The sequence below is a fragment of the Mycobacterium sp. 3519A genome (assembly GCF_900240945.1).
Classification (GTDB): Bacteria; Actinomycetota; Actinomycetes; order Mycobacteriales; family Mycobacteriaceae; genus Mycobacterium.
Genome location: NZ_OESG01000012.1, coordinates 87174 through 103773, shown reverse-complemented (window position 1 = coordinate 103773; position 16600 = coordinate 87174). Strand labels below are relative to the sequence as shown.

18 protein-coding genes are annotated in these 16600 nt (G+C 67.1%); 4 read left to right on the top strand and 14 right to left on the bottom strand.

The window, feature by feature from the left end; all coding sequences use genetic code 11:
• Positions 1 to 31: 31 nt before the first annotated feature.
• The 3 genes from C1A30_RS02615 to C1A30_RS02605 all read left to right on the top strand — a co-directional run bounded on the left by C1A30_RS02615 (position 32) and on the right by C1A30_RS02605 (position 2582).
• Positions 32 to 931, top strand: coding sequence for a metal-dependent hydrolase (locus tag C1A30_RS02615; protein WP_101946730.1), 900 nt, complete (start codon positions 32 to 34; stop codon positions 929 to 931).
• On the top strand, positions 931 to 2025 hold the full coding sequence (locus C1A30_RS02610) for a PDR/VanB family oxidoreductase (RefSeq protein WP_101946729.1): 1095 nt from the start codon (positions 931 to 933) through the stop codon (positions 2023 to 2025). The genes C1A30_RS02615 and C1A30_RS02610 overlap by 1 nt, the downstream gene beginning before the upstream one ends.
• Positions 2026 to 2117: 92 nt before the next feature.
• Entirely contained in the window at positions 2118 to 2582 is a 465-nt protein-coding gene (locus C1A30_RS02605) for a nuclear transport factor 2 family protein (protein WP_101946728.1), read from the top strand.
• Here C1A30_RS02605 and C1A30_RS02600 read toward each other — a convergent pair.
• The 13 genes from C1A30_RS02600 to C1A30_RS02540 are packed head-to-tail and all read right to left on the bottom strand — an operon-like array spanning position 2533 to position 15533.
• On the bottom strand, positions 2533 to 3024 hold the full coding sequence (locus C1A30_RS02600) for an NUDIX domain-containing protein (protein ID WP_101946727.1): 492 nt from the start codon (positions 3022 to 3024) through the stop codon (positions 2533 to 2535). The two genes, C1A30_RS02605 and C1A30_RS02600, sit on opposite strands and share 50 nt — an antisense overlap.
• A complete protein-coding gene (locus tag C1A30_RS02595; protein ID WP_101946726.1) occupies positions 3024 to 4043 on the bottom strand; it encodes an NADP-dependent oxidoreductase in 1020 nt (339 codons plus the stop codon). Before C1A30_RS02595 ends, C1A30_RS02600 begins: the two co-directional genes overlap by 1 nt.
• A gap of 20 nt (positions 4044 to 4063) precedes the next feature.
• Positions 4064 to 5101, bottom strand: coding sequence for an isopenicillin N synthase family oxygenase (locus tag C1A30_RS02590; protein ID WP_101946725.1), 1038 nt, complete (start codon positions 5099 to 5101; stop codon positions 4064 to 4066).
• Positions 5098 to 5613: a hypothetical protein gene (locus C1A30_RS02585; protein ID WP_200828139.1), complete on the bottom strand. Its 516-nt coding sequence runs from the start codon at positions 5611 to 5613 to the stop codon at positions 5098 to 5100. Before C1A30_RS02585 ends, C1A30_RS02590 begins: the two co-directional genes overlap by 4 nt.
• Entirely contained in the window at positions 5610 to 6614 is a 1005-nt protein-coding gene (gene alc / locus C1A30_RS02580) for an allantoicase (protein ID WP_101946723.1), read from the bottom strand. Before alc ends, C1A30_RS02585 begins: the two co-directional genes overlap by 4 nt.
• Positions 6611 to 7363 (bottom strand): aspartate/glutamate racemase family protein, encoded by a 753-nt coding sequence (locus C1A30_RS02575; protein WP_101946722.1) that lies wholly within the window; start codon positions 7361 to 7363, stop codon positions 6611 to 6613. The genes alc and C1A30_RS02575 overlap by 4 nt, the downstream gene beginning before the upstream one ends.
• On the bottom strand, positions 7360 to 8658 hold the full coding sequence (gene allB, locus C1A30_RS02570) for an allantoinase AllB (RefSeq protein WP_101946721.1): 1299 nt from the start codon (positions 8656 to 8658) through the stop codon (positions 7360 to 7362). Before allB ends, C1A30_RS02575 begins: the two co-directional genes overlap by 4 nt.
• Positions 8658 to 9464 carry an N-acyl homoserine lactonase family protein gene (locus C1A30_RS02565; RefSeq protein WP_101946720.1) on the bottom strand — a complete coding sequence of 269 codons (807 nt, stop codon included), beginning with the start codon at positions 9462 to 9464 and terminating at the stop codon, positions 8658 to 8660. Before C1A30_RS02565 ends, allB begins: the two co-directional genes overlap by 1 nt.
• A 4-nt stretch (positions 9465 to 9468) precedes the next feature.
• Complete coding sequence (locus tag C1A30_RS02560; RefSeq protein WP_101946719.1) at positions 9469 to 11049, bottom strand: ABC transporter substrate-binding protein; 1581 nt, start codon at positions 11047 to 11049, stop codon at positions 9469 to 9471.
• The gene (locus C1A30_RS02555; protein ID WP_101946718.1) at positions 11046 to 11669 is read right to left on the bottom strand and encodes a cysteine hydrolase family protein; all 624 of its coding nucleotides are present in this window, start codon (positions 11667 to 11669) and stop codon (positions 11046 to 11048) included. The genes C1A30_RS02560 and C1A30_RS02555 overlap by 4 nt, the downstream gene beginning before the upstream one ends.
• Positions 11670 to 12674, bottom strand: a complete 1005-nt coding sequence (locus C1A30_RS02550; protein ID WP_101947584.1) for an ABC transporter permease — start codon at positions 12672 to 12674, stop codon at positions 11670 to 11672. It abuts the gene before it with no gap.
• A gap of 8 nt (positions 12675 to 12682) precedes the next feature.
• Positions 12683 to 13549 carry an ABC transporter permease gene (locus C1A30_RS02545; protein WP_101946717.1) on the bottom strand — a complete coding sequence of 289 codons (867 nt, stop codon included), beginning with the start codon at positions 13547 to 13549 and terminating at the stop codon, positions 12683 to 12685.
• 1 nt (position 13550) lies between these two features.
• Entirely contained in the window at positions 13551 to 15533 is a 1983-nt protein-coding gene (locus tag C1A30_RS02540; protein ID WP_101946716.1) for an ABC transporter ATP-binding protein, read from the bottom strand.
• A gap of 170 nt (positions 15534 to 15703) precedes the next feature.
• On the opposite strand from C1A30_RS02540, the gene C1A30_RS02535 reads away from it, so the two are divergent.
• Positions 15704 to 16381 (top strand): TetR/AcrR family transcriptional regulator, encoded by a 678-nt coding sequence (locus C1A30_RS02535; protein WP_101946715.1) that lies wholly within the window; start codon positions 15704 to 15706, stop codon positions 16379 to 16381.
• Here C1A30_RS02535 and C1A30_RS02530 read toward each other — a convergent pair.
• Positions 16378 to 16569 carry a hypothetical protein gene (locus C1A30_RS02530; protein ID WP_067800970.1) on the bottom strand — a complete coding sequence of 64 codons (192 nt, stop codon included), beginning with the start codon at positions 16567 to 16569 and terminating at the stop codon, positions 16378 to 16380. The genes C1A30_RS02535 and C1A30_RS02530 overlap by 4 nt on opposite strands.
• Positions 16570 to 16600 lie beyond the last annotated feature (31 nt).

Sequence of the window (16600 nt, the reverse complement as noted above, 5' to 3'; positions counted from 1 at the left end):
CGTTCCCACATACTTCGCTAGACTCCCCGGCATGCTGCGACCGCATCGTTTCGCCGAGGAAATCGATCCGGGCCCGGTTCAGATCCAGGCGCGCAAGGTGGTTTTCGACCTCAGTGGGATCCCGCTCGAATGGATCCCCGGCCACCCCGTCGCGTCCACCATGATCAACCTGTTCAACGTCGTGCTTCCGCCTGCCGAACACTGGTTTGTCAAGACGTTCAACGAGGCGCTGCCGTTGGTGCAGGACCCCCGCCTCGCCGACGACATGCGTGGGTTCATCGGTCAGGAGGCCATGCACGCGGCCGCTCACGACGACGTCATCGAACAGTTCCTCGTCGGCAACGGCGTCGACCCGGCGCCGATCCTCGCGCTCGTCGACTACATGTTCGAAAAGACCTTGGCACCAACGACTTCCACCGACCCCACGCAGCGGCTCAACAACCTGTGTGAACGGCTGTGGCTGATCGCGGCGATCGAACACTACACCGCGGTGCTCGGCGACTTCGCGCTCAACTCCACATGGGACGAGCACAGCGCGCATCCCACGATGGTCGATCTGTTCCGTTGGCACGGCAGCGAAGAGGTCGAGCACCGGAACGTGGCGCACGACGTCGCGGTGTACTTCCACAACAGCTATCCCGACCGGATCAGGGCCATGGGCGTCGCGGCGACGGCGATGTTCGCGTTCTTCCAACGCGGCACGTGGTATCTGCTGAAGTCCGATCCGGATCTCGACATCGGATGGTGGCAGATGCAGCGACTGCGCATGCGCGACTCGAAACTCGGGCTGCTGCCCCACTTCCGGACGCTGTTCGGCGCCAACACCCTGACCTATTTCCGGCCCGGATACTCGCCAGAGCAGATGGGCTCCACCGCCCAGGCCGTCGCGTATCTGGCCACCTCCCCCGCGGCCCGCGCCGCGCACCTTTGATGGGCCTGCGCGAGCGCTACCGGCAACTGCCGCCGAACCCGCTGAACCGCAAGCGCCGTTCCCTGATGATCGGCGCCGCCGACGTGGTGATCACCGGGATGGAGGCGCTCACCCGCGCCACCCGGCGGGTGACGCTTCCCGGTGCGACCGACCGCACCATCGGGCTGACGGTCGCCGACCGCCAGGTCGTCGCCCACGATCAGGACGTCGTCGCGTTGAGCCTCGTCGGTGCGGACCTGCCCCGCTGGCATCCCGGCTCGCACATCGACATTCACCTGCCGAGCGGGCTGGTGCGACAGTATTCGCTGTGCGGTGACCCCGAGCGCCGCGACGCCTACCGCATCGCCGTGCGCCGGATACCGGACGGCGGTGGCGGCTCGCTCGAAATGCATGAACTGGCCGTCGGCGCGACGGTCACGACGCACGGCCCGCGCAACGCGTTTCCGCTCACCGTGCCCGGCTTCGGGTCGCCTGCGCGCAGATTCCGTTTCATCGCAGGCGGTATCGGCATCACACCGATCCTGTCGATGCTCGGCCTGGCGCAGCGCCTCGGCGTCGACTGGTCCATGGTCTACACCGGTCGCAGCCGCGACAGTCTGCCCTTCGTCGACGAGATCGAACTGTTCGGCAGCCGGGTGGCGATCCGCACCGACGACGTCCACGGACTGCCCACCGCTGACGACCTTCTCGGCGACTGTCCGCAGGGCACCGCCGTCTATGCATGCGGGCCCGCGCCGATGCTCACCGCGATCCGCGCCGCCCTGGTCGGCCGTGACGACGTCGAGTTGCACTTCGAACGGTTCGCCGCGCCGCCCGTGGTCGACGGCAGGGAGTTCACCGTCTCGCTGACGTCGACCGGTGAGACGGTGCACGTCGGCGCCGACGAGACGCTGCTGTCGGCGCTGAACCGGGCGGAGGTGCACGCGCCGTACTCCTGCAGGCAGGGCTTCTGCGGCACCTGCCGGACAACTGCGCTGGACGGCGTCGTCGATCACCGCGACACGCTGCTCACCGATCCCGAGCGGGCCGCAGGCATGATGCTGATCTGCATCTCGCGGGCCGCCGAGGGGTCGCATCTGACCCTGGATTTGTAGTCGCCTCTGTAGTATTCGCCCATGCCGCTGGCCGAGGGTGCGACGTTCGCCGGCTACACCATCGTGCGGCGCAGCAACGGGCGTAGAGTCCCGTGAGCCTCGACACATCGGACCGGCTGGCGCTGACCGACCTGGTGCACCTGTACGCGTCCGCCGTGGACGACCGGCGGTTCGACGACGTGGTCGAGTTGTTCACCGCCACAGCGGAATTGCGGCTGCCCGATCCGCCGCGCTCGTTGGACCCGGTGCGACGCCAGCATGGTCACGACGGCGTACGCGCCGCGATGCGGGCGCTGGCCTCGGTCACCCGCACCGAACACGCGATCGTCGGCGAGGTCTACGCACCCGGTGACGACCCGAATTACGCGCTGGGCCGGATCACCTGCATCGCACACCACTGGACCGCCGACGCCGACCAGATCACCGACGTGGTGTGGCATCTGCGCTACGACGACGAATACATGCGCACCCGCGCCGGATGGCGCATCCACGGCCGCGCGCTGAGCATCAACGCGATCGAGACTCGTCCTGTTCGCCGTCTGCGAGGGCGGCCGTGAGCAGCTCGAGCAGCGGCCGCTGACCCTTCACCAGTTTGGTGGCCGCTTCCGCGACGGAAAACCAGCCCACCCGGTCGATTTCGGGGTATTGCCGAATCTTGCCGGAACCCTTCGGCCACTCGAGGTCGAAGGTGTTGCTGAACGTGCCCTCCAGGTCGAGGTCGCCGCGCACAGCGAACGCGGTGACCATTTTCCCGCTGGGCTGCTTGATCGGTGCGAACTCGATGCGGGGACCGTCGGGCGGCTTCTTGCCGAGTTCCTCTTCGAACTCGCGTTTGGCGACCGCCCACGGGTCCTCCCCCTCGACGTACTCCCCCTTCGGAATCGACCATGCGCCTTCGTCTCTGCGCGCCCAGAACGGACCGCCGGGATGGCCGATCAGCACCTCGACGCCGGCGTCGGTGATGCGGTACAGCAGGATTCCCGCACTCAGTTTCGGCATCAGAGCGCGGTGGGTTCGCTGAGCTTGACCAACGTCTTGCCGATGTTGGCGCCGGTGAACAACCCGTTCAGCGCGTCGACGCACGACTCGATGCCGTCGAAGATGGTCTGCCGGTGCACCAGTCGGCCCTCGGCCTCCCATTGGCGCAGCGCCGCGAACGCCTCGTCGAAGCGGCCCCACTGGTCGAGCGCGTTGAAGCCCTGCATCGTCGCCGTCTTCGACAACAGGTTGACGTAGTTGGCAGGACCGGGGTGTTCGCCGCTGAGGTAGCTGGAGATGACGCCACAGAGCACCACACGTGCCTTCGGCGCCAGCCTGCCGAGTACCGCGTCCAGAATCGGGCCGCCGACGTTGTCGAAGTACACGTTCACGCCCCTGGGGCAGTGCTCTTTGAGGGCGGCGCGAAGGTCGTCGGCTTTGTAGTCGATGCAGGCGTCGAAGCCGAAATCCTCGACCACCGCCTTGCACTTGTGCGGCCCGCCCGCGATGCCGACTACCCGCGCGTCCGCGATCTTGGCGATCTGCCCGGCCACCGACCCGGTGGCGCCGGCCGCGGCGGAGACCACGACGGTGTCGCCTGCCTGCGGCTTGCCGATGTCGGTCATGCCGAAGTACGCGGTCGCGCCCGTCGGTCCGTAGACCGACATGATCGCGAGTTGGTCCGTCTCACCGGGAATCGGCGTGGTGAAGATGTCGTTGCGGACGAGCACGTACTCCTGGAATCCCGTCAAGGTGGTGACGACGTCGCCGACGGAGTAGGCGTCACACCGGGTCGCCACCACCTCACCGATGCCCGCGGCCCTGATGACGTCGCCCAGTTGCAACGCGGGCAGGTAGCCCGGTTGACCGTCGAGCCAGGTGCGTGCCGCGGCGTCGATCCCGACATAGGTGGTGCGGACCAACGCTTCGCCGTCGCCGGGTTGGGGCGCGGGCCGGGTGACCAGTTCGGTGTCGTCGGGTGCCACCAGCCCGTTCGGGCGGCGGCGCAACAGGATCTGGCGGTTCGTCAGCTCAACCACATGGGCGAACCTACCGAAGGTCAGGCCCGCTTCTGCAGCGCTTCTTGGCCAAACTGTCCGACGGCCAGTGAACCGTCCGGCAGCACCAACTCACCCGACTCGACCCGGCTGCGCAGATAGGCGAACGTCTGCGCAGTCTGCGCGAACAGGTGCTCGCCGGCGCGCAGCGCGGGTCGATGCTTGCCGTCACGCGGGGCGAACTGCGGCAGGGGCTTCACCTCGGTGTGGTAGTCGACGTTGAAGAACAGCGGGAACGAGTAGCGTTCCTCCTTCACCTTGCGGACCCGGTGGGTGGTGGCCACGTAGGCGCCGTTGGTCCACAGTTCCAGCATGTCGCCGATGTTGACGACGAATGTGTCCGGCAGCGGCGGCACGTCGATCCAGTCGCCCGCCCCGTTGAGCACCTCGAGGCCGGGAGCGGTCGGTTTGAGAAGCGTGAAGCATTCGTAGTCGGTGTGTGCGCCGATACCCTCGGCGTCGACGGCGTCGGGGTTGTACGGGTAATGGATGAGCCGCAACTGGCTTGGCGTCTTGGTGGCGTGCTTCGAGAACGTATCGGGGTCTTCACCCAGCGCCACCGCGAACGCCGACAGCAGCCGGTGGCCGACGTCGAGCACCGCCTGGTAATACGCGGTCACCGCGTCGGCGAAACCAGGCAGATGCGGCCAGGTGTTCGGGCCGAGCATCGGATTGCCGGCAAGGTAGTCGGGGTCGTCCTCGGGCAGGTCCAGTGCCGTGTCGTAGGCCTCTTTCATCTCGGGAACGCCGGTGCCAAGTCCCTCTTCCCCACGGGGCACGTAGCCGCGGTGGCATCTGGACAGGCCAATGTAGTAGCGCATCTTCTCCTCGAGCGGAAGCGCGAAGAACTGCTTGGTGGCGGTCAGCATGCGCTGGAACACCGCGTCGTCGACGCCGGCGCCGCTGATGTAGAGGAACCCCACTTCGGCCGCCGCCTTACCCAATTCGGCGGCCACCCGTTGTTGCTCGGCTCGGTCCTGCGAGCGCAGGCCGCTGATGTCGATCACTGGCACTGATGTGAATGACGTTGCGCCACTCATAGCTTCACATCTCCTTCGCTGTTCTCGATGTGCCGCCGGACACCGTTGGCCACCAGCTCACCATCTGAAATGCGCGGATCCATAGCCGCCCAACCGGAGTCGCCGACCACGCCGAGCACCACACCGCGATGGTCGGCCCATCCGAACGTGTCACCGGCGCACACCAAGATGGCGTCGGTCGCGAACACCGCCCAGCTCGGTGCGGTTTCGCCGTCTTGCCGGACCCAGTGTTCGACGTAAGGCTCGTGCACTCCCTCTTCGATCAATATGCTGTTGTCCCAACGCATCCGGCCCGCGTCGGGAAACGGGCCAGGTGGTTCGATGTCGATCAGGCGCTGCCATTCGAAGACGTCGTCGCGTTGACTGAGTCTGCCGGCGAAACCCCTGGTATCGACATACGCGGTGATGCCCTGTAGCCACGCGACACCCACGCTGGTGTCACGCGCCCCGTCGCGGTCGATCAGCAGGGTGCGCCGCCACAGTCCGCTGCAGTCGGCCATCAGGACGGTCACGCACAGTCCTCCCATATCGTTTTCAACAGTTCGACACCGCGGTCCGTGGGTCTGCCGAACGCGCGGACCCGCGCGAGGCCGCCGTCCGGATACGCCTGCACTCGCAGCGCCGTGATGTCGGCGGCATCGACGACGAAGACCTGGCGTGCATCGGCCGCGATGCGGGTGCGGGCCAGCACCTCGACGTCGAAAGGCACCAGCGCCCAACCGGTTTCGCCGCACGGCTGGGCGGTGCTGCCCAGCACCGACACCTGTCGTGAGGCGTTGAACACGAACCGACTGGTGTCGATCTCGATGCGCTGCAGATCGGCGGGCACGGCGAACGAGATCATCACGGCGTCGTGGGTGTCGGGGCCGACGTCGCGGCGCCGCCTGGTCTCCCAGCCATCGCCCATCGTCCGCGGGCGGTCGGGTGCGATCAGCGACGCCGCGTCGGAATAGAAGCTGTCAGAGGACCATTCGACGCGGCCGCCCTGTTCGACGCCGGACACTTCGACGGTGACGCCCGACCACAGCGCCGGGTCGGGGATCACCGTGCCGTAGGCGCGCAACCGCGCGACTCCGCCGTCGGAATCCAAGTGCAGCCGCAGGTGTGTGTAGCGTCGTCGGTCGTCGACGGCGAACAGGTTCTGCGAATCCGCTTTGAGCGCAGCGCCCTCGACGACGGTGGTCCACCGCACGTCGGCGGCGGTGGGATCGCTGACCGTGTCCAGGACGCACGCCTCGATGCGGCATCCGGTCGGGTGATTGCCTGAGAAGAACCGGGTGTCGACGTCGATCGCGCGCAGTCGGCCCCCGACGCCCAGACGCACGATCACCCAGTCGCCGGCACTGTGCCTGCGCGTCTCCCACCCGTCGACCACTTCGCCGCGCAGATCGAAAGTTCCTGGTACGAAGGCGGGTTCGGTCGGCTCGATCAGCCGCTCCTTGAATCCGAACGATTCGTCGCTGGCGGCGACGACGCTGCCGCCGAGGGCACGCGAGGCCAGATCCACGTTCATGTCTGCAACCCCAGCGCCGTCGACAACGGCCAGTGGCTACGCGGGTTGTCCGGTCCGGCCGCGTATGCGCCCACCTTGCTGGTGTTCAGCCCGAGTCCGACCAGCGCCTGCGCCAATGCCACCGCTGCAGCCACCCCGTCGACCGCGGGCACGCCCAGCTTGGCGGTGATCGCGGCCGTGACACCGGACATCCCGGCGCACCCGAGACACACCACGTCCGCGCCGTCCTCGGTGATCGCCTTGGCCGCCTCGTCGACGATCGCCGCAACCGCGGCGGCGGGGTCGGCATCCACCTCCGCGGTGCCAAGCCCGCACGCCCGCACCGACGCGCAGTGCGCATCGAGTCCGGCGAGCTTCAATCTGTCCTCGATCGGCGGGATCGACCGGGCCAGCGTCGTCACCACCGAGAACCGCCTGCCGATCAGATGGGCGACGTGCGCGGCGGCCTCGGCGATGTCGAGCACGGGCACGGCCAGCATCTCCTGCAGCGCGTCCTTGCCGTGCTCGCCGAACCCGGCGAGAATCACCGCCTGGTAGTCGAATTCGCCCGCGGCCAGCATGGTGGCCACCAGGTCCATCACCGCGACGGCGGACAGATAACTCTCGGCGGCCGAGTCGATCGCCGCGGCGCCGAAACGCGGATGACGGGTGACGATCTCGGTGCCGACGGCGGCGGCCGCGGCAGCGGCCCCTGCGATCTCGGCTGTCATCGTCTCCGACGTGTTGGGGTTGAGCAGCAGGATCTTCACGCCGGCTGGCCCACCCGCTCGTAAATCAGCCGGCCCGCGAGCCAGGTCTGCACCGCGGCGCCGCGGAGTACGGCACCGTCGTAGGGCGTCACGGCGTGCCTGTGCCGCAGTGCGCCGGCGTCTACGGTCTGTTCGGCGTCGGGGTCGAATACGCAGAGATCGGCCCGCTGTCCGACGGCGATCCGGCCCCTGTCGTCGAAACCGGCCAGGGCTGCCGGTGTTTCGGACATCCACCGGCTCAGGTGCGCGATGCCGAATCCGCGTCTCGCGGCCTGCGTCCATACCGCGCGCGGGCCGATCTGCAGCGAGCTGATGCCCCCGAATGCGGTGCCGAAGTCACCGTCGGTCTTCATCGACGGCGCGCACGGCGAGTGGTCGGACACGACCATGTCCAGCACCCCATCCGCAACGCCCTGCCACAGCAGTTCGCGGTTGTCCGAATCGCGGATCGGCGGACAGGCCGCGAACTGCGTTGCGCCGTCGGGGATGTCCTCGGCGGCGAACGTCAGGTAGTGCGGGCAGGTTTCGGCGGTGACGGGCAACCCGGACCGCTTGGCGTCGGCCAACATCGGCAGCGAACGCGCGCTCGACACGTGCACCACATGCATCCTGGCGCCGGTGCGCCTGGCGGTGTCGATGACCAGTTCGACCGCGTCGAGTTCGCAGTCGTCCGGCCGCGACGACAGGAACGACGCATAGCTGCGGCCACCCGGCGCCGGGCTGTGCGCGACGAGGTGTTCGCTTTCGGCATGCACCAGCAGCACCGAGTCCAACGCCGCGACGCGGGCTGCGGCGCTGCGAAACTCGTCGGCGTCCAGCGGCGGAAAGTTCGGGTTACCCGAATCGGCGAGGAAGCACTTGAAGCCGCACACACCGGCGTCGAGCAGATCGCCGAGTTCGTCCGCGTTGCCCGGCACCACACCGCCCCAGTACGCGACGTCGACCTCGCAGTTGCCCTGTGCAGCTAGACGTTTCCGGTCCAGCGCCGCGACAGTGGTGGTCACCGGATCACTGTCGAGGGGCATATCGACGAGTGTGGTGATGCCTGCGGCCGCGGCGGCCGACGTCGCCGTGTCGAAACCCTCCCAGTCGGTGCCGGGGTCGTTGATGTGCACATGGGTGTCGACGAAGCCCGGCATCAGCACCGTCGAGTCGGCCAACCGGATCTGCCTGGTCGCCGGGAATGCGACGTCGATCGCGTCGACGGCCGCGATCACGCCGTCGGACACCGCGACCGCCGCCGTGCGTATTTCCCCGTCGACCACCGCCCTCTGCGCGCGGAAGACCAGGTCCACTAGGCGAATCTGTCGTGGAAGTGGCGGGTCAGCTCGGGCCACACGTGCGGGTCGTGACCGGGAATCAGTTGATAACCCTTTTCTTTGGCCAGCTTCTTGAGCTTGCGGATCGGTTCGATGGTCTCCTCCGGTTCCACGCCGATGTAACCGCCGATCGCGAGTTCGTGTTCGATGTTCTCGGTCAGATCGGCGGCGTCGAAGGCGAACACGAAGCCATCGCCGCCCACCGATTCGTCGAGTTCGACCACGAAGCTCTGATGCCCCGGCGTGTGCCCGTACGTGGGCACCGCGGTGATACCCGGTGCGATCTCGGCTTCGCCGTCAGCCAGTTGCCATTCGATGCGTGGGTCGTCGAAATCGATCCTGGCGATGGCGTTGTGCTCGGGCTCCGGATGGTTGGACAGCCCGTATTCCAGTTCGCGCCGCTGGGCGTGCACGGGAACCTTGCCCGCGAACAGTTTCAGTCCGCCCGCATGGTCGTGGTGAAGGTGGCTCACCGCGACGGTGTGGATGTCGTCGATGTCGATACCGATGTCGTGCAGCGACTGTTCGATCGGCTCCCCGGGCCCCGGCAGCACCGGGATGTCCTCGCCCGAGGGATAGAACCGCCGGTACAGGGCCGGATCCCGGATCAGCGCGGTGTTGAAACCGGTGTCGAGCAGTACCCAGCCGCCGTCGGTCTGCAGCAGCACACCCGGCACCGGTTCGCGCAACCTCTCCTCGGGAGGAGTGCCGTAAACCGAGACAGCTTTGGGCAACTCCTCCCAGCCGAGTGTCAGCAGGACGATCCGATGTACTTTTCCCATCGGATCACCCTACGGACAGCGCAGCGATCCGCAGCGAGTTCGGGTTCGACAGCGCATGCGCCTGCTCGACGCCCTTCAACCACGGCTGGGCGACCACGAAGTCGTCGGTGTCCGCGATGTTCAGCCAGCACCCGGTTTCCTCGGCGGCCGCGCCGGCGTCGGAGAAGGGTTGCGGCGCACCGGTCGGCAACCCTTCTGCCAGAGCCGAACTCACCCGCGGGGACGAGCAACCCAGGTAGTTGATCCCGCCGTCCTTGTCCCAGGAGATGTGGCCCCACGTGTAGGGCGTCGGTGAGTCCGGCCACACCGGGTTGACCATGATCTCCGGCGCTGCCTGCATGTCGGTGCCGATCCAGCCGTAGATCTCCGAGGTCGGGTAGCCCTGCACCTTGACGGTCAGACCCGCCGCCGCGAGCTGCGTCTGGATCAGGTTGCTGATCAGCTGCATGTCGGGGTTGCTGGTGTCGTAGCCGACGGTGATCGCCTTCTGGTCCGGCGGCAGTCCGCCTGCGATCTTGGTCAGTGCCGAGGCGTCGTGGTGCAGGTTCTGCTTGGCGAAGTCGGCGGCGAGCACGTACGGCGGGTACATCTGGGCGCCGATCTTGCCGCGACCGAAGTATGTCTGCTTGACCAACTGGTCGACGTCGATGGTGTCCAGTGTTGCGGTCCTGGTGGCCTGGTCCTTCATGATGCCCTTGTTCGGGTTGACGTAGAGGAAGCTGGCCATCATCGTCGGCAGCGAGTAGTGCGAGAACTTCGGATTGTTGATGTACTGCTCGACCGCCGAGGACGGCAGGTCATGCAGGATCGCGGCCAATTGCCCGTTGTTGAACTGCAATTGCTGCGCGGAGGTGTCGGTGATCACCGGCATCTCCACTTTCTCGAAATACGGCTTGGGTCCCCAGTAGTCGGGGAACGACGCCATCGAATAGTGCGAACCCACCTGTGCGTCGGTGAGCGTGTACGGCCCGGTGCCGAGGTCATGGGTGGTCAGGTAGTTCTGCGCGAAGTCGCTGCCGCCGAATTTTTGCAGACCGGTCGGGCTCATCATCCGCGGCCCGTACGCCGAGGCGAGGTAGTCCAGGAACTCGAAGTTGGGTGACTTCAACGTGATCGTGACGCCGTAATCACCTTGTGTGGTCACGGATTCGATGTTCTTGACCATGTACGCGGGTCCGCCGTTGACGGCCAGCCGACGGTCGAACGACGCCTTCACCGCGTCCGACTTGAACGGTGTCCCGTCGTGGAATTTCACGCCCTCGCGCAGCTTGAGGGTGAACACCTTGTTGTCGGGCGACGCTTTCCACTCGGTGGCCAGCAGCGGTTCCAACACCCGCTTGTCGGTGCCGCCCTTGTACTGCAGCAGACCCTCGTACAAGTTGGTGGTCAGCAGCAGGCCCTGACCCGCGTAGTAGACGTCGGGGTCCGGCGGCTGGCCGGGGTCCTGAAGGAAGGACAGGTGCAGCACCTTGTCGGTGGGCGCGGCGTTGGGTGTGGTCGAGCCGGAATCCGAACCGCCACAGGCAGACAGGGTCAACGCCACGGCGGCACCGGCCGCGGCAAGAGCCAGTAGTCGCTTTTTCATTGGGTTGCTCCTTCGAGGACGGGTTGTGCGAGTTCGGCAAAGGCCGCCAGTATTTCTTCGGTGGTGCGGCAGGCACCGGTCTGCAGGTACTCCATGGCGGCCAGCGCCGCGTCGTGCAGGTATTGCGACGACCCGCCGACACAGTCGGTCACCACCCGCACGTAGTAGTCGCGCTGGTGCGCGTCGGCGAACGTGTAGTGCACGCAGACGTCGGTCAAGCCGCCGATCAGGATCAGCGTAGATGCCTGCAGCCCGCGCAGCACGATCTCGAAATCCGTTCCGATGAAACCGGAATAGCGCCGCTTGACGATATGAAACTCGTCGGGTTGCGGTTGCAGTTCGAGGTCGGTGCCTGGTTGGCCTTCGACGCAGTGCACACCCTCGGTGCCGTCGAGTTCGCGACCGAAGTCGACCCCGCTGTTGCGGTGCACCTCCTGGAAGAACACCACCGGAATGCCGGCACTGCGGGCCGCGGCAACCAGTTGCTCGGCGCGCGCTACCCGCTCGGCATGTCCGGGCATATGCGGTATGCCCACTTCCGACACGGGCATGGCGCCGCTTCGCTGGATGTCGACGACCACCAGCACGGGGTTGCCGACGATCAGTGGCTGTGTTGGCACCTAACCTCCTCCTACCGCGATTCGTGGATCGGCTGCCGCCTGCAAGAGGTCGACCGCCGTGTTGATGGCGACGTAGAGCACGCCCAACGTCAAGGTGACGCCCGCGATCGCGGGGAAGTCGGCCACCGGGATGCTCTGCGCGATGTATTGCCCGATGCCCGGCCAGCCGAAGACCTGCTCGACTACCAGCACGCCCGAGAACATCAGGCCCACCTGGAGCCCGGTCATCGCCAGCGCGCCGCCAACGCAGTTGCGCAGCACATGGCCGAACATGATGCGGCCCTCCGAAAGGCCCTTGGCGCGAGCGGTTCTCGCATAGTCGCTGTCGATATCGGTGAGCAGACTGGACCGCAGCACACGGCCGATCGCCACCGCAGGGCCGAGCGCGATCACCACCGCGGGCAGGATGAGGTGGTGCAGCGCATCGGTGACCACATCGAACCGCCCCGCGAGTAGCCCGTCGACCGTCAGCAACCCGGTCGGTCCGGTCGGCGGATTCGGCACGCTGATGCGTCCGTTGGCGGGCACCCAGCCCAGTTTCTGGTAGAAGACGATCAACCCGAGGATGCCGAGCAGGAACATCGGTGCGGATGCTCCGGTGAACAGCACCGCCCGCAACACGGAGGCGCCGGGCCACTTCAACGTCGTCCCGAAGGCCAGCAGCCCCGCCAGGATCAACGCGAGGCCGAGTCCGTACATCGCCAATTCCAGTGTGGCGGGGAAGAAGTCGCCCAGATCGCTGCTCACCGCGTGCCGGGTGCGGTACGACTGGCCCAGGTTGCCCTGCACCGCACCGGTCAGGTAATGCCAGAACTGGTTGATCATCGGCTGGTCGAGGCCGAGCGCATGTCTGCGGGCGGCAACGGCATCGGCTGATGCGTTCGCCCCGAGCTGCGCCTTCACCGGATCCAGCGGTGAGATGTGTTGCAGGATGAACATGACCGCGATCAACGCGACCAGGATCGCCGCCATCGCGAGCACCCGGTACAGGATGAATTTCTGCATGCCCACGCCTAACTCGTCTTCATCAGGTTGCGCAGGCCGTCGCCTGCGAGATTGGCCGCGAGCGCGAGGACCAGCACCGCCACCCCGGGCATCACCGGAATCCACCACTGCTGCAGGAAGTACGTCAGGTTGCGCGCCGTGTCGGCACCCAGCTCGGGGGCAGGTGCCGCCTGACCCAGCCCGAGGAACGACAGCGCCGCGAGCGTGAGGATCAGGTTGCCGATGTCGAGGCTCGCCGCCACCAACGCGTTGGGCACCGCACCGGGCAGCAGATGTCGGGTGGCCAGTCGGATCGGTCCGACTCCGGCCAGCCGGGCGGCCTCGATGTGCGGGCGGGCGGCCAGCCGAGCGACCTCGCCCCGCACCAGCCGGGTGTAGAACGGCCACCACACGATCGACACCGCGATCAGGGTGTGGACGAAACCGGGGCCGAGCGCGGCCACCACCGCGATCGCCAGCACAGGGGCGGGCAGCGACAGGAACGCGTCGGTGATCCGCATCAACAGGCTGTCGAGCCATCCACCCGTGGCCCCCGCGATGAGCCCGACCAGCCCGCCGATCAGCAACCCGACCGCGACCACGACCAGGGCCGCGAACCAGCTGGCCCGCACGCCGTACAGCACGCGGCTGAAGATGTCGCGGCCGATCGCGTCCGTGCCGAGCAGGAAACCGCCCTTGCCGGGGGCCTGCAGCGGCATGCCCGCCGGCACCAGCGGATCATGCGGTGAGATCAGCGGCACCGCGACCGCGACGATCGTCACGATGAAGACCAGGCTGACGGCGGCCCAGTTCATCACCATCGGAGAGGATTTCGGCAGCGACGGGAGGCGCAGGCGGCCCCGGGTCAGCGCGCCTGCCGGTAATGCGATCGCCATCTCAGCTCGCCTTCCGTTCGATACATGCCACTTGATGCGGATGGCCCGGCTCACCCTCGAGCCTGACGTCGAGTTGGGTGTCGGCGCAGGTGTCGATGGCGATCGGGCAGCGCGGATGGAATGCGCAACCGGTCGGCGGTGACAGCGGGCTGGCGGGTTCGCCTGGCAGCACGCGTGATTCACGCCCGAGGTCGGGGATGGAGTCGACCAGCGCCCTGGTGTAGGGGTGCACCGGGTTGTTGATGACGTCGTCGGCCGGGCCGATCTCGACGATGCGGCCCAGATACATCACCGCGATCCGGTCGGCGACCACGCGGGCCACCGAAAGGTCGTGCGTCACGAACACCACGGACATGTCCAAAGTGCTGCGAAGGTCGCCGATGAGGTTGAGCACCGAAGCGGCCAGCGAGACATCGAGCGCGCTGGTCGGTTCGTCGCACAGCAGCACGGACGGCGGCACCACCGTCGCCCTTGCCAGCGAGACCCGCTGCCGTTGTCCACCGGACAGCTGGCCCGCCCGCGACTTCGCGACGTCCAGCGGCAGGCCGACACGCTGCAGCACCTCGGCGACCGCGTCCTGTCTTTGGCTGCGCGACAACCCTTTTCCGCGCAGCCGTTCGGAGATCAGTTCGCCGACCGACAGCCACGGCGTCAGCGATGCGCCCGCGTCCTGGAACACCATCTGCGGTCGCTGATCACCTGCGAGCGCCACGGAACCCGAGGTCGCATTCTCCAGCCCGGCGATGATGCGCAGGAGGGTGGACTTGCCCGATCCGCTCTCCCCCACCAACGCGACGGATTCGCCGTGTCCGACGGTCAACGAAATCCCGCGCAGGGCTTGCAGTTTCCCGAACGCCTTGACCACGTCGTGCAGCACCACCACGGGTGGCTCTTCGGATTCGGTGGCGGCCGTGTCCTCGGCCACGTCGGCGGTACTCGTCGCGAGCCGCGAACCGAGTTCGGCGGACACGGTTTCGAACGGCAGGATGCACGCGCTGACGTGGTCCGGTGCGACGGTGACAGGATCCGGCGGGGTGGTCTCGCAGGCTGGGGTGGACAGCACACAGCGTGGCGCGAACGCGCATCCGGGCAGCGGAGCGACCGGGCTCGGCACCGATCCGGCCAGTGCGGCGAGTTTGCGGTGCCTGGCGGTGTCCAGCGTCAGTCGTGACCGCAGCAACCCGTGTGTGTAGGGGTGCGCGGGGTTGCCGAGAACGTCGGCGGCAGGCCCGATCTCGGCGATGCGACCGGCATAGAGCACCGCGATGCGGTCCGAGATCTGCGCCGCGACACCCAGGTCGTGTGTGATGAACACGATGCTGCAGCCGATCTCGTCGCGCAGTCGCAGCAGCAACCGCAACACCTGCGCCTGCACCGTGACGTCGAGCGCGGTGGTGGGCTCGTCGGCGATGATCAACTCGGGGTCACCGGCGATCGCGATCGCGATCATCACGCGCTGCCGCAATCCGCCGGACAATTCGTGCGGATACGCCTTCAAGCGCCGCTTGGGGTCGGGGACACCGACGGCCGTCAGCAGCTTGAGCGCCTGCTCGTCGCTGCCGGCGGCCTCGGCCACCTGCTTGCCGATCCGCTTCGTTGGGTTCAACGACGTCATCGGGTCCTGGAACACCGCGCCTAGATCGAGGCGGCGAACCTTACGCAGGGTCTTCGCATCACCGGTCACCATGTCGGTGCCCGTCACGACCACCGAGCCCTGCACCCGCGCCTGGGGCAACAAGCCCAGCATGGTGAAGCCGAGCACGCTCTTACCCGACCCCGATTCGCCTACCAAACCGAGGATCTCGCCCGGGGCGATCTCCAGCGATACCCCGCGCAGCGCATGTACGTCACGGCCGTTTCGGCGAAACGTGACGTGCAAATCGGTGACCGTCGCCACCTGCGCAGCCTCATCTGTTGCCTCCTCGCGCGAGCGCTCGTCGGGCGTCGACGACCCACTGCCCACCTCGGACACTGCGCTACTCATCCACCGCTCCTAGCACCCCCGGCCTGTCACTTGACAGTTTTCAGGGCGGCCCGAGGCGGTGGGTGTCGCTGGCGTAACCAAACACGGGCGCTGCGTAACCGATTCGTGTCGCGCGTTTCTGTCGTGTGACAGAAACACATATCCGCTGTTCAGTAGGTCACGATGGGACCATGTCGATGACTCGCGCCGGCAGGCCGCGGCTGACCACCCAGCGGCGGCCCGGGTCGACCGCGCGCGATGAGATCCTCGACGCCGCAGGCGAACTGTTCACGACGCTGGGCTATCTGGGCACGTCGACGCGCAGCATCGCCGAGGCGGTGGGGATCCGGCAGGCGTCGCTGTACCACTACTTCAAGACCAAAGACGACATCCTGTGCGCTCTGCTCAGTCAGACCGTGACGCCCACCCTGCTGCTCGCCGACCGGTTGTCAGCCGCCCAGCCCAGCCTGCGCCCGGAAGAGCATCTGCACGCGCTCGCCGTTTTCGACGGTCGCCAATTGTTGGACGGGCGCTGGAACCTGGGCGCGCTGTACCTGCAACCGGAACTGCGCGGTGCCCGGTTGCAACCCTTCTGGTCGGATCGGGAACGGCTGCGACTGCACTATCTGGCGGTCAGCAGATCCATCGTCGCGGTCACCGGAGTGGACGAGGCGGCCGCCGACCTGCCGTTCCGGTTGGTCGAATCATTGGTCAACATGTGGACCACGCCGCCTGGCCGGGAGCGGGCCACCCTGCCGGAGCACGTGGCGGACGCGTGCATCAGGGTGCTGGGCATGCCGGATAGTGCCGCGCAGGCCCTGCGCGCGCGCAGCCAGTTGGAATTGGCGCGGCACGCGTCCGCAGGCTAGTACTTGCGGTCGCCTTCGCTGTCGTCGAAGAAGGCCCAGTGGCCGTCGTCGGCTTTGACCTCCATGCGCCAGCCGAGTTCCGGCTCGGCCTTCTGGTCGACGAACCACGCGTGCGCGTCGTCGGCGCTTTCGATGTCCTTGGTGTCGACGACCTCACCCTTGGGGTTCAACACGCGATAGGTAGCCATGCCGGTAGCTTTCCCGGCCGCAGGCGATTTG